The organism is Luteibacter sp. (assembly GCF_051958795.1).
In the GTDB taxonomy this organism is placed as follows: Bacteria; Pseudomonadota; Gammaproteobacteria; order Xanthomonadales; family Rhodanobacteraceae; genus Luteibacter.
The window spans coordinates 1-11,654 of record NZ_JBQCFT010000076.1; the positions used below are offsets into that span (position 1 = coordinate 1).

13 protein-coding genes are annotated in these 11,654 nt (G+C 67.2%); 6 read left to right on the top strand and 7 right to left on the bottom strand.

Annotated features, from left to right (window positions below; translation table 11 throughout):
• Nucleotides 1–1,440: hypothetical protein (locus ACTHLF_RS04130; RefSeq protein ID WP_440325112.1), on the top strand; the 1,440-nt coding region annotated here is incomplete at its 5' end.
• Nucleotides 1,437–2,147 (top strand): FkbM family methyltransferase, encoded by a 711-nt coding sequence (locus ACTHLF_RS04135; RefSeq protein ID WP_440325114.1) that lies wholly within the window; start codon nt 1,437–1,439, stop codon nt 2,145–2,147. The genes ACTHLF_RS04130 and ACTHLF_RS04135, both read left to right, overlap by 4 nt.
• Before the next feature lie 52 nt (nt 2,148–2,199).
• Here ACTHLF_RS04135 and ACTHLF_RS04140 read toward each other — a convergent pair whose 3' ends face one another.
• The 3 genes from ACTHLF_RS04140 to ACTHLF_RS04150 all read right to left on the bottom strand — a co-directional run bounded on the left by ACTHLF_RS04140 (nt 2,200) and on the right by ACTHLF_RS04150 (nt 3,899).
• Complete coding sequence (locus tag ACTHLF_RS04140) at nt 2,200–2,358, bottom strand: 30S ribosomal protein THX (protein ID WP_144910717.1); 159 nt, start codon at nt 2,356–2,358, stop codon at nt 2,200–2,202.
• Nucleotides 2,359–2,452: 94 nt separating this feature from the next.
• Nucleotides 2,453–3,415 carry a cation diffusion facilitator family transporter gene (locus ACTHLF_RS04145; RefSeq protein ID WP_440325116.1) on the bottom strand — a complete coding sequence of 321 codons (963 nt, stop codon included), beginning with the start codon at nt 3,413–3,415 and terminating at the stop codon, nt 2,453–2,455.
• 37 nt (nt 3,416–3,452) lie between these two features.
• Nucleotides 3,453–3,899 (bottom strand): MerC domain-containing protein, encoded by a 447-nt coding sequence (locus ACTHLF_RS04150; RefSeq protein WP_440325117.1) that lies wholly within the window; start codon nt 3,897–3,899, stop codon nt 3,453–3,455.
• A gap of 87 nt (nt 3,900–3,986) precedes the next feature.
• Here ACTHLF_RS04150 and ACTHLF_RS04155 point away from each other — a divergent pair, with 87 nt between their 5' ends.
• Nucleotides 3,987–6,002, top strand: coding sequence for a TonB-dependent receptor (locus tag ACTHLF_RS04155; RefSeq protein ID WP_440325119.1), 2,016 nt, complete (start codon nt 3,987–3,989; stop codon nt 6,000–6,002).
• A 188-nt stretch (nt 6,003–6,190) separates the two neighbouring features.
• Here the strand turns inward: ACTHLF_RS04155 and ACTHLF_RS04160 are convergent, their stop codons facing one another.
• From ACTHLF_RS04160 to gltX, 3 genes are all read right to left on the bottom strand, one after another.
• Nucleotides 6,191–6,664, bottom strand: a complete 474-nt coding sequence (locus ACTHLF_RS04160) for a transcriptional repressor (RefSeq protein WP_440325121.1) — start codon at nt 6,662–6,664, stop codon at nt 6,191–6,193.
• Nucleotides 6,665–6,690: 26 nt separating this feature from the next.
• On the bottom strand, nt 6,691–7,074 hold the full coding sequence (locus ACTHLF_RS04165) for a hypothetical protein (RefSeq protein ID WP_440325123.1): 384 nt from the start codon (nt 7,072–7,074) through the stop codon (nt 6,691–6,693).
• A gap of 116 nt (nt 7,075–7,190) precedes the next feature.
• Nucleotides 7,191–8,594: a glutamate--tRNA ligase gene (gene gltX, locus ACTHLF_RS04170; RefSeq protein ID WP_440325125.1), complete on the bottom strand. Its 1,404-nt coding sequence runs from the start codon at nt 8,592–8,594 to the stop codon at nt 7,191–7,193.
• Between the two features lie 206 nt (nt 8,595–8,800).
• On the opposite strand from gltX, the gene ACTHLF_RS04175 reads away from it, so the two are divergent.
• The 3 genes from ACTHLF_RS04175 (at nt 8,801) to ACTHLF_RS04185 (ending at nt 10,857) form a co-directional block, all read left to right on the top strand.
• Nucleotides 8,801–9,961 carry a glycosyltransferase family 4 protein gene (locus ACTHLF_RS04175; protein ID WP_440325127.1) on the top strand — a complete coding sequence of 387 codons (1,161 nt, stop codon included), beginning with the start codon at nt 8,801–8,803 and terminating at the stop codon, nt 9,959–9,961.
• A complete protein-coding gene (locus ACTHLF_RS04180; protein WP_440325128.1) occupies nt 9,933–10,475 on the top strand; it encodes a phosphatase PAP2 family protein in 543 nt (180 codons plus the stop codon). Before ACTHLF_RS04175 ends, ACTHLF_RS04180 begins: the two co-directional genes overlap by 29 nt.
• A gap of 250 nt (nt 10,476–10,725) precedes the next feature.
• A complete protein-coding gene (locus tag ACTHLF_RS04185) occupies nt 10,726–10,857 on the top strand; it encodes a hypothetical protein (RefSeq protein ID WP_440325130.1) in 132 nt (43 codons plus the stop codon).
• On the opposite strand, the gene ACTHLF_RS04190 is transcribed toward ACTHLF_RS04185, so the two are convergent.
• Complete coding sequence (locus ACTHLF_RS04190) at nt 10,832–11,278, bottom strand: hypothetical protein (protein WP_440325132.1); 447 nt, start codon at nt 11,276–11,278, stop codon at nt 10,832–10,834. The genes ACTHLF_RS04185 and ACTHLF_RS04190 overlap by 26 nt on opposite strands.
• Nucleotides 11,279–11,654 lie beyond the last annotated feature (376 nt).

Below are 11,654 nucleotides of genomic sequence, written 5' to 3' on the forward strand. Positions count from 1 at the left end.
GAAGCGGCCGAGCGTGCGCGGCAGATGCGCGATGTATCGCGCATGCTCGATGCGATGGAGGCTCCCGTGGCGCCAGCGAGCCCACCCGCGCAAGCAACCGCGAGGCGACTCACCCTGGCACCCGCTGAAGGTGCACGGGACGGCCCCACCAGAGGGGCATTCTTGCTTACGCCATGGGCGGCGGCTGTCGCTGCACTCGCCCTGGTCACCGGCCTGGGGATCGCATGGCGCCGTCGGCGCGTACACAAGCAGGCGCCGCCATCCGTGAGCGAGGTCTCTATCGCCACGCACTTCGCTTCCGCCCCCTTGCCCACTTCCCCAGAGGACACCACCATCGCCCGCCCACCCGCGACACCCGACTGGACTTACAAGCGCACTGCGTTCGAAGCGCCAACACTGCAACTCACGCTCGAACCGGTGGACCTGTTGTCCCTTCGCCCCGCAGCGGCGGCGGACCCGTCCACCGATACCTTACGTGACGCACCCGGATTGCCCGCATCGCTCGTGGCACGGCTGCACCCCGACGGGCGCCCGACTCCGCTCTACCTGAGCGGCGACCAGACCTATCCGTCCGTACGCCACGTCGGTACCCACGCTGATGACTTCCTCGCCTGGGAACAGGTAGTGCGCGAAATGCGCGACGCACCCGGCGCAGACGGCCTGCTTGCACGATGGTTGCTGCCGGCCCTGTTGAGAGGGAAGGCTGCACTGCTCGAACGGGCCGCCGCCCAGGCCTGTCTCGACGAGGCGCTCGCGCGTTGCCGCGCCGAGCTGGAAGCGTGCGCTCCGGCGCTGCGTCCATGGTGGCGCGCACACCTCCTGCGGACGGAACTCGCCCGTCTCCGCCGCCTCACGGGCGCATCGCGCCTGCTCGCCCTGCGCGAGCTCGGCAGCGACGAGCACGACCGGGACGCGCCCGTGCTCGACGCATGGATCGACATCCACCTGGCGTGGTCAGGCTGGCTGGTTGGTATGGCCGCGCGCACGCGGCTCGATCACGCCGAGGCGACCTGCTCGCGCCTGGCCGACATCGAGCCCGTGCCCGCGATGCGCCGCCGCGCCGAGATCCTCCTGTGCCGTGCGAACCTCGAAAAAGGCGATGCACGGCTGCTGCATCTCGACAACGCCCTCGGCTTGCTTGAATCTGTCGACGCCCGCGCGCCCGACCCGGCGACATCGCTGCTCATCGCCAACGGCATGCATCAACGCGCCGCCCTCCTGCCACCCGATGCGGCGGCGGAGGCGTGTTCTGCCGCGCTCGGCCATGCCTTCAGCGCAGGCCAGCACCCCGCCTGGCACATCGCTTCACTCGAGGTGCGCCTCGCGATCCAGGCCACCTACGACGGCTTGCCCGGCCACCGCGTTGGCGGCGATGTCGCCGCCGTGCTGCGCCGTGAGCTCACCGACGCCCGTTCCCTCATCCACCGTGGAACCCCATGACCCGCGCCTCGACGTCACCCCTGCTTTCCACCCGCTATGGCATCACCGCCCCGTCCACGAGTGATGCCGCCGTGGCTCGCTCTCTCCAGTTGTACGGGGAGTGGGCGGAGTACGAAACCGACCTGCTTAGCGGCGCGATGACCGATGGCCAGCATGTCGTAGAGGTCGGTGGCGAGCACGGCGCGCACACGCTCTGGCTCGCACGCGCCGTGGGCGATGCCGGCGTCGTGCATGTGATCGAGCCCTGCCGGCTGCCTTTCCAGCAGCTCTGCGCCAACGTGGCACTGAACCAGCTGGCCAACGTGCACACGCACCATGCCTGGCTCGGCGCCAGCGAAGGCATGGAAACCCTTGCCGGCGAGACCGTACGCGGCACGACCCTGGACAGCTTTCACCTGCCCGCCCTGCACCTGCTGAAGGTGAACCTGCCTGGCGCGTTGCCAGGCCTGCTCGAGGGCGGGACCCGCACCCTCCACGAGCATCGCCCCCTGATTTACGCGCGCTTGGGTGGCCCTGCCTCGGCTGAGGGCGAGGTCGATGCCGTGAAGGCCCTGGGCTACCGGGTGTGGTCACACACGCCGCCGCTCTTTAACCCCGAGAACCACGCGGCGACCCCGCGCAACATCTTCCCCGGCCTCGTCAGCTGCAACCTGATCGCCGCGCATATCGAGAACGGGGTGGAATTCGAAACCCTCAACGAACTCTAGGCCACAAAAAACCCCGCCGAGGCGGGGTTTTTTGTGTCACGCGTAGAAGGGATCAGGCCTTCTTGCGCGGAGCGGCCTTCTTGGCCGCCGCCTTGGTGGCGGCCGGCTTGGCCACGGCAGCGCCAGTCACGATATCGACGTGCGGACGGGCATTGCCATAGCTGGAACGGTAGATCTTGCCGCGACGGGTGCGGCGGTCGCCCTTGCCCATGGGAAACTCCTTAATTCTAGTAATGGAGAGGAACGGCCGGCCATCGTATCAGCGGCCGCGTAAATGGCAAGGGTCCCCATGCAGGGCGCCCCTGTCAGTGGCTGTGGCGGCCGTCCTGCCCGCAACCCTCCAGCTCGTCCGGGCACTCGCCCGGGTCGAACTGGACCGTCGCGTGGCCCACCTGCCAACGTTCGCTCAACGTGGTCTTGATGGCCGTGAGAACGCGCGCCTGGTCGGCCCCCGGGGCCAGTTCGGCGTGGAGGGTGGCCATCCGCGACCCAGCGGTCATCTGCCAGACGTGCACGTGGTGGATGTCCACGATGGACTCATCGCACTCGTGCAGCACCCGGGTGACCTCGTCCAGGTGAACCCCTTCCGGGGTGCCTTCGAGCAGGATGTGGCTCGATCGACGCAGCAGCGACCACGCGCTGCGCAGGATCAGCAGCGAGACCAGGATGGAAAGCGCCGGATCCGCCCATAGCCAGTCCATCCAGCGCACCGCCAGCGCGGCGAGCACTGCGGCCACCGAGCCCAGCAGGTCGCCCAGCACGTGCAGGCTGGCCCCCGCGATGTTCACGTCATCCGGGTCATGGCCATGCAGGGTGCGCAACACCACCACGTTCGCCACCAGGCCCACGACGGCCACGATGAACATGACCCCCGAGAGGATCGGCTCCGGGTTGAACAGGCGCTGCACCGCTTCGAAGATGATGAAGGCGACCAGCACGAACTGGGTCAGCGCATTGACGAAGCCGGCCAGGACCTCGATGCGCCCATAGCCATAGGTGCGCCGCGCATCCGCCGGACGGGCCGCGAAGCGCGCGCCAAGGAAGGCGAGAAGCAGGGCCAGAGCGTCGACCAGCATGTGCCCGGCATCGGCCAGCAGCGCCAGCGAGCCCGACACGAGGCCGCCCGCCGCTTCCACGAGCAGCATGATGAACGTGAGCACGAACGCGAACAGCAGCTTCTTCTCGCTGCTGCCCTCGAAATGCGAGTGGTCGTGCGCATGGTCGTGCCCGTGGGCATGCCCGGGCGCGTGGGAGTGGTCGTGTGACATGGGGCGAAGGCTAGGCGCTGCGGTGGCGGTTACACAATCACGGGTGGGCGCAGGTCGGCCCATGGATATGGCCCGCGTGGCCGCTGCGATCGACCCTCAGGTTGATGAAATGCGCCGTGGCGACCAGCAGGCCGCCCGTGGTGACCAGCACGCTATGGACCAGCAGGGAACCGCTGTGCAGGAAGGTCACGCCGAGGATGAGCAGGAGCAGGCCCGGCACCGCGAAGACGAACGGCAGGCGACGATGGTGCCGGCGATAACCGGAGACCAGCGCGGCCGCGGCCAGCACGCAGGCGAACGAGACGAAGATCTCTTCGAAGCGGTGGTTGGCCAGGAACGACAGGCCCAGCAGCGGCAATACCGCGATGACGAACGGGAGCAGCGCGCAGTGGATCGCGCAGAGGAAAGACGCCGTCGCGCCCAGCCGATCCGCGGCGTGCCACCAGCGGCGGCGGGTTTCAGGGGCGAGCGTGGGTTCGGTCATGGAGTGCATAGCGTGACTTTTTGCACGGGTCGAGGCAAGTGATGATACTTTATAACATTGCAAAGTCCAACGATGGAGCTCCACCCGATGCGCAGAACCCTATTCGCCCTGACCCTCGCCGCGACGTTCGGCAGCGCCCTCCCCGCCATGGCGGAAGACGCGACGCAGGACGCCACGACCCCGGATGTGGGCACGAAGGACCCCCAGGGCAAGTCGCGCAAGCACGTGGACAAGCTGGAAGGCATCGTCGTCAACGCCGTGCCCGGTGGCCGCAACGCCGACCAGATCGTGGCGCCCGTGGCCGTCCTGGCCGGTACGGCCCTGGACGACGCCAAGGGCGTCTCCCTCGGCGAGACGGTGTCGTCGATCCCTGGCGTGCAGACCTCGGCGCTCGGCACCGCCGTGGGCCGCCCGGTGATCCGCGGCCTCGATGGCCCGCGCGTGGCGGTGCTCGAAAACGGCCTGTCGGCCCAGGACGTGTCCAACGTGAGCCAGGACCACGCGGTGACCCTGGAGCCGTTCCTCGCCGACCAGATCGAAGTCCTTAAGGGCCCGGCCACCCTGCTCTACGGCTCCGGCGCGATCGGTGGCGTGGTCAACGTGGTCGATGGCCGCGTGCCCGAGAAGGCGCCGGACAATGGCTTCGCCGGCCGCGCCGAGGTGCGCACGGACTCCGTCTCCGACGGCAAGACCGGCCTCGCGCGCTTCGACGCGGGCAACGACCAGTTCGCCATCCATGTCGACGGCATGCACCGCGACAACAAGGATTACGACATCCCCGGCGGCACGCTGGCCAACAGCGCGGTGAAGACGACCTCGGGTTCGGTCGGCGCCTCGGTCCTCGGTTCCTGGGGCTACCTGGGCCTGTCCGTGTCGCGCTTCCTGGATCTGTACGGCAGCCCCGCGGAACCGGGTGACCCGGCCGAGGGCGAGGATCCCGTGCACATCAAGATGGCGCAGACGAACTACACGCTGAAAGGCGGCTTCGTCCAGCCGATCGATGGCATCAGCACGATCGAATTCAGCCTGGGCCACGGCGCGTACCAGCACGTGGAATACGAAGGCGATGAGCCGGGCACTACATTCTCCACCGACAGCAACCAGGGCCGCCTCGTCGTGACCCACGACGAACTGGGCGGCTGGGTCGGCTCGTTCGGCGTGCAGACCCAGCACCGCAAGTTCGCCGCGGTGGGCGAGGAAACCTTCGTGCCGGCGACGACGACCAAGGGTGTTGGCGTCTTCCTTACCGAGACGCGCGACTTCGGGCCGGTGAAGGTCGAGCTGGGCGCGCGCCATGACAAGCAGAGCGTCGAACCGATCGATGGCGCGAAACGCAACTACTCGCCGAACAGCTTCTCCGCCGGCTTCGCCTACCGCTTCGACGAGCAGTGGCACCTGTCGTTGAACCTCGACCACGCCGAGCGCGCGCCGTCCGAGGAGGAGCTGTTCGCGAACGGCCCGCACGAGGCCTCAAATACATTTGAAATCGGCAGCGACCTCGGCAAGGAGAAATCCAACCAGGCCGAACTGGGCCTGCATTTCCATGGCGATGTCGTCGAGGGCAAGGTCGCCGTGTACTACAACAAGTACAAGAACTTCATCTATCTCGCCGATACGGGTGAGATCGAGGATGACCTGCCGGTGCGCGTGTGGTCGCAGAACGACGCGACGTTCCGCGGTGCCGAGGCGGAAGCGACCTTCCACCTCTCCGACAGCCCTTCCGGCCATTGGGACCTGCGTGTGTTCGGCGACACCGTCCGCGCCACGCTCAGCGACGGCGGCGGCAACGTGCCGCGCATCCCCGCGGGCCGCATTGGCTCGACGCTCAGCTGGAACGCCGATGGCCTGCGCGCGAACGTGGGCGCGGTGCGTTACATGAAGCAGGACAAGGTCGCCGCGTTCGAGACCGATACTGCCGGCTACACGCTGGTGAACGCGCACTTCGGTTGGACGTTCATCAACGACGAGCGCAGCCAGTGGGAAGCCTTCGTCGACGGCAACAACCTCACCAACCAGACGGCCCGCCCGGCCACGTCGCTGTTCAAGGACGTGGCACCGATGCCAGGCCGCAACGTGTCCGTAGGCGTTCGCGCCTACTTCTGAGTTCCCGGCTCCTGACGTCCCACTCCTCCCTCCCCGGCAGGAGCCGGAAACAGCCCGGGGCGCCGCAGTGATGCGGCGCCCCGTTTTTTCGGGCTAAGTAGGAGCTCACCCTGTGAGCGACAACTTTCGCGGTATCGCGGCAGGCCCTGCCGCGTCAGCGCGAACGGCGTCGCCCACAGGGTGGGCTCCTAACGGCAGTTCTTGCAGATGCCGTGGACTTCGAGGGTCTGCGCCTGCGGACGGAAGCCGAACGCCTTCGCCTGGGCCTCGATCAGTTCCGCGACGCGCTCGTCGCAGACTTCCTGCGCGCACTGGCACTTGTCGCAGATGAGGAACGGCACCTGGTGCGACTCCGCCGGGTGGTGGCAGGAGACGTAGGCGTTGATCGATTCCAGCTTGTGGATGAAGCCGTTCTCAAGGAGGAAATCGAGCGCGCGGTACACCGTGGGCGGCGCGGCATTGCCGTGCTTTTCGCGCAGGCGGTCGAGCAGGTCGTAGGCCTTGACCGGCTTGCCCGCCGCCGCGACCAGCTCAAGCACCTCGCGGCGCAGCGGGGTCAGGCGCAGGCCACGCTCCGTCGAGGCGACCTCAACCGCCGCGACGAAGCTGCGGGCGTCGTCGTGGTGCTCGTGGGCGTGATTGTGGCTGGCGTGTGAACTCATGGGCGTCATCCTAACATGAGGGCCTTTCAGCCCTTTTTCGAGCCCGGGAGTGGCGGCGGAACGACGGTCTGCCGGCCTGCCGTCGTCGAAGTCAGTGGCGGCGGTAGCGGTGCTGGCTGTGACGCGGGCCGAGGTGGCGGCGATGCTGGCTTTGGAGCTGCCGACGGCGGATGCCTTGGCAGGAACGGCACAGCCCACCCGACGGGCCCCAGCACCAGCGATGCGACCACGGTGGCGGTGAAGCGGCCGCGCCACCAGCCCAGCAGCGCCCCGACCACGATGAACACCACCTGCCAGAGGATCAGCTGGCCCCAGGGGACCAGCCGTATCAGGTTCATGCAGATCGTGAAGAACGCCCCGGGGGCTTCGGGGTCGACGCCGTTCAGGGCTTTGGCGAGGAGGTCTTCCATGGACGAAGCCTAATCGATCGTAGGAGCCCACCCTGTGGGCGACTTCTTTCGCGGGAACGGAACAGGGCCTGTTGCCCCATCGCGAAAGGCGTCGCCCACAGGGTGGGCTCCTACGGTCAGGCGGCGGTTTTGGCGATGGCGTCGTCGATGCGGGCCAGCGCGCCCTCACGGCCGCACAGGTAGATGGTGTGCTCGATGGAGGGCGAGACCTGGGTGCCGGTCATCGCCACGCGCAGCGGCGCGGCGACCTTGCCCATGCCCAGTTCCAGCGCTGCGGCGGTCTTCTCGACGGCGCCGTGCACGGCTTCCGGGGTCCATTCGGGCAGCGCCGCGAGCTCTTCCTTCGCGCGGGCCAGCACGGTCGGCGCCGTCTCGGTGCGCAGGTGCTTTTCGATCGCCTTGTCGTCCCACTCGGTGAGCGGGCCGTACCAGATCTTCGCGCGCTCGGCCATTTCCACGAACGTCTGCACGCGATCGCGCAGGGCCACGACGACGTCGGCCGGGTTCGGGCCGTTCGCCGGATCGATGCCGATCCGCTCGAGGTGGTAGGCCAGCTCGGGGCCGAGTGCCGCGGGATCGTCGGTCTTCAGGTAATGCTGGTTCAGCCACGAGAGCTTGGTGACGTCGAAGCGCGACGCGGCCTTGTTCACGTCGGCGGCGTCGAACAGTTCGATCATCTCGCCCACGGAGAAGATTTCCTGGTCGCCATGCGACCAGCCCAGGCGGACCAGGTAGTTCAGCAGCGCGTGTGGCAGGAAGCCATCCTCGCGGTACTGCATGACGCTGACCGCACCATGGCGCTTGGAGAGCTTCTGGCCATCCGGGCCCAGGATCATCGGCAGGTGGGCGAACTCCGGCACCGGGGCGCCCAGCGCCTTGTAGATATTGATCTGGCGCGGGGTGTTGTTCACGTGGTCATCGCCGCGGATCACTCCGGTGATCCCCATGTCGATGTCGTCGACCACGACGGCGAAGTTATAGGTGGGGTAACCATCCGAACGGAAGATCACCAGGTCGTCGAGCTCGGTATTCGCCCACTCGATCCGGCCCTTCACCTTGTCGTCGAACACGACGGAACCGGTGGTCGGGTTCTTGAAGCGGATGACCCGGTTCGGATCCTCGCGGAACGGCTCGTTGCGGTCGCGGTAATAACCGTTGTAGCGCGGCTTCTCGCCCGCGGCCATCGCGGCGTTACGCATGGCCTCGATCTCATCCTTGGTCTCGTAGGCGTAATAAGCCTTGCCCTCACGCAGCAGCTGCTCCGCCACTTCGCGGTAACGGTCCATGCGCAGGGTCTGGTAGTACGGGCCCTCGTCGTGGGAAAGGCCCAGCCAGTTCATGCCATCGAGGATGGCCTGCACGGCCTCCTGGGTGGAGCGCTCGCGATCCGTATCCTCGATACGCAGGATGAACTCACCGCCGCGACGGCGCGCTTCCAGCCAGCAATACAGCGCGGTGCGCGCGCCGCCGATGTGCAGGTAGCCGGTGGGACTTGGGGCGAAACGGGTGCGGACGGTCATCGTGTAGTCATGCGTATGGCGGGCAGAACCGGGATTTTATCCGGATCGGGCACAACCTGCTGTGTCCGGATACGCCGGCGCCCCCTACCCGCCGCCCGGATCGCCGTTTTTGCGGGCTGCTGTCATGCGGCAGTCATGCCGCGATAACCCACGCGACACGCCACCGCGCGAGCATGGCTCAAGCCAAGGCCAGATGGGGCACCGCCATGCGAGTCGGCATCGTCACCGAGACCTACGCACCGGACGTGAACGGGGTTGCGCTCACGGTCCAGGCCCTCGCCCGCGGCCTTGTCCGCCGCGGCCACACCGTCGACCTCATCCGTCCGGCCCACGCCGGGACTCCACCCCTGGCGGACGCGGGGATGGACGTCCTCGAGGTGGAAGGTGCCTCGGTTCCCCGCTACGCAGGCCTGCGCTTCGGCCTGCCCTCCCGTTTTCGCATCGAGCGCCGCTGGCGCACCGAACGGCCGGACGCCATCTACGTGGCCACGGAAGGCCCGCTGGGGTGGAGCGCGGTTAGCGCCGCCCGCCGCCTTGGCATCCCGGTTGCGACCGGCTTCCACACCCGCTTCGACTTCTACGTCGGCCACTACGGCTTCGGCGTACTGACCCCGATGGTCCGGCGCTACCTGGCCCGCTTCCACCGCCGCGCGCAGGCCACGCTGGTACCGACCGGCCAGCTCGCTGGCGAGCTGAACGACCTGGGCGTGCATGACGTGCGCGTGCTGCGCCGCGCGGTGGATACGCAGCGTTTCCATCCCGATCGCCGCAGCGAGGAACTCCGTGCTTCCTGGGGCGTAAGCCCTGAGACGCCGGTGGTGCTGTGCGTCGGCCGCGTGGCTTCGGAAAAGAACCTGCACGTCGTGATCGACGCTTACCGCGCCCTCGCCCGCCGCGCCCCTGACGCGCGCTGCGTCATTGTGGGCGACGGCCCGGAGCGCGCTTCGCTGGAAGCCGCGCACCCGGATGTCATCTTCGCCGGCACGCGCCGCGGCGACGAGCTGGCCGCGTACTACGCCAGCGCCGACCTGTTCGTGTTCCCCAGCCTCACTGAAACCTTCGGCAACGTCGTCCTGGAGGCCATGGCCTCCGGCGTGCCGGTGGTGGCCTACGCCGAAGCGGCGGCGCGCGAGTACATCCGCAACGGCCAGAACGGTATCCGCGTCGCGCCTGGCAATGAAGGCGGCCTCATCGAACGCGCCGCCACGCTCGGCGCGGATGCCACCGTACGTGCGGCGATGGGACGCGCCGCACGTGCCTCAGTGGCAGGCCTTTCACCCGAGTCGGTCGTTGCCGAGTTCGAATCCATCATGCAGTCGCTCGCCGAGGAGAACCTCCATGAACGCAGCACCGCCGTCGCCGCGTAGAGCGAACCTCGACCGACGCATGTGCGTCGCCGCCAACCGCTGGGGCGCACGCCGCGCCATCGGCGTCTTCTTCGGTCTCGTCAGCCGCCTGGGGGACGGCGTCTTCTGGTATGCGCTGATGAGCGTGATCGCACTGGTCGGCGGACTGCATGGCCTGGCCGTAGCGGCGCAGATGGCGCTGACCGGCCTGACGGCACTGCTGATGTACCGCGTGCTGAAGCGCTGGACGAAGCGCCCTCGCCCCTTCCGCTCCTGCCCGGGCGTGATCGCACACGTACCGCCGCTCGATGAATTCAGCTTCCCCTCGGGACACACGCTGCAGGCCGTGGCATTCACTGTCGTCGCAGTCGCGCACTACACGGTCCTGGCGCCATTCCTCATTGGCTTCGCCGCGCTGATCGGCGCTTCGCGCGTGATCCTCGGCCTGCACTATCCGAGCGACGTCCTGGCGGCCACCGCGATCGGTGGTGGCCTCGGAACGTTGTCACTGTGGCTGGAGCGCGTGATCTTCTGATCAGCCCGCCCCAAGGCGGTTTACGGTTCTCTTGGAGCCCCGGCCTCGTCCGGGGCTTTTTTTGCCCGTCCGGACGGACGTCCATATGCGGACACCTGATCGTCCGCGGACACTGTGCATGCGCATATGAGACTGCACGAAATGGCTTCGCGGTGCCGTTTTTTAAGCACTTTCGTCGTTGGCACGGGCAATGCAACAGGTTTGGCGAAGGGCGCCAGCGCCCACCCACGTGAAACCACGGAGAGCAGCCATGAAAGCCGAATTCGTCCTGCTAAAAACCTTGTTCGCCGTTGTCGTCCTGGCCTGCATCATCACGATGGGTGCCATGGTGACGACCAGCGTCTCGCAGATGCCGATTACCGCGGTGGCAGCGTCGCGCTGACCTCAGCCGCTGACGGTGAGCCACCGAAGCTCAAGTGGACGGACGCGGCCGTAGCCCTGTAGAGGCCGAACAGGATCCCGAGCACGGCGGCGCCGCCGATAACCAGGGTTTTCCAGGTCTTGAGGCCATCGACGTCGTCCCTGGTCGCTTCCGCCAGGTTACGGATGTGCTTCAGCTCCGTTTCGATACCCGGGATGGAATTCTTGACCTGGCCCAGTTCCGTCTCGATACGCGGAATGGAGTCCTTCACCCTGCCCAGCTCCGTCTCGATACGCGGGATGGAATCCCTGAACCTGCCGAGCTCCATTTCGATGCGCGGAAGGGCGTCCTTGAGCTGGAGAAGAATCGCGTATGACAGATCGCCGCTCAGGGCGGGCGCACGAGGATTGATCGATGGCTTGAAGGGTCGCGTCTTGCCCATGGTGCGCCTCCCCTTAGAGGACGTCGGTTGCGGGAGACGGAATGTGAAGTGCCGCCGCACGCCTGTCCAATCCGCGACTGGGCACAGTGTGGCCACGAGCATCTCGCCCTGCACGAACATACGCGGAAACAATGACATGGGCGCGGCTCCATCCGCGAACCGTCGTAACTTCCGTCTGCTCTGCAACGACGGCGCGAGCCACGCAACGTGAGATCACGCTCAGTGACGATGCCAAAAAAAACCCCGCCGGAGCGGGGTTTCGTGGATCAGGCGGCGTCGACGCGTGGCATTTTTTCCATGATGCCCAACATGGCGCCGACTTTCTCGCGCATCTCGCGGCGGTCGACGATCATGTCGATCGCGCCGTGGTCGACCA

What these genes read in the sequence shown, in the direction of transcription:
- ACTHLF_RS04135 (WP_440325114.1), top strand. Translation starts at nt 1,437, where the DNA reads ATGACCCGCGCCTCGACGTCACCCCTGCTTTCCACCCGCTATGGCATC.
- ACTHLF_RS04140 (WP_144910717.1), bottom strand. Translation starts at nt 2,358, where the DNA reads ATGGGCAAGGGCGACCGCCGCACCCGTCGCGGCAAGATCTACCGTTCC.
- ACTHLF_RS04145 (WP_440325116.1), bottom strand. Translation starts at nt 3,415, where the DNA reads ATGTCACACGACCACTCCCACGCGCCCGGGCATGCCCACGGGCACGAC.
- ACTHLF_RS04150 (WP_440325117.1), bottom strand. Translation starts at nt 3,899, where the DNA reads ATGACCGAACCCACGCTCGCCCCTGAAACCCGCCGCCGCTGGTGGCAC.
- ACTHLF_RS04155 (WP_440325119.1), top strand. Translation starts at nt 3,987, where the DNA reads ATGCGCAGAACCCTATTCGCCCTGACCCTCGCCGCGACGTTCGGCAGC.
- ACTHLF_RS04160 (WP_440325121.1), bottom strand. Translation starts at nt 6,664, where the DNA reads ATGAGTTCACACGCCAGCCACAATCACGCCCACGAGCACCACGACGAC.
- ACTHLF_RS04165 (WP_440325123.1), bottom strand. Translation starts at nt 7,074, where the DNA reads ATGGAAGACCTCCTCGCCAAAGCCCTGAACGGCGTCGACCCCGAAGCC.
- gltX (WP_440325125.1), bottom strand. Translation starts at nt 8,594, where the DNA reads ATGACCGTCCGCACCCGTTTCGCCCCAAGTCCCACCGGCTACCTGCAC.
- ACTHLF_RS04175 (WP_440325127.1), top strand. Translation starts at nt 8,801, where the DNA reads ATGCGAGTCGGCATCGTCACCGAGACCTACGCACCGGACGTGAACGGG.
- ACTHLF_RS04180 (WP_440325128.1), top strand. Translation starts at nt 9,933, where the DNA reads ATGAACGCAGCACCGCCGTCGCCGCGTAGAGCGAACCTCGACCGACGC.
- ACTHLF_RS04185 (WP_440325130.1), top strand. Translation starts at nt 10,726, where the DNA reads ATGAAAGCCGAATTCGTCCTGCTAAAAACCTTGTTCGCCGTTGTCGTC.
- ACTHLF_RS04190 (WP_440325132.1), bottom strand. Translation starts at nt 11,278, where the DNA reads ATGGGCAAGACGCGACCCTTCAAGCCATCGATCAATCCTCGTGCGCCC.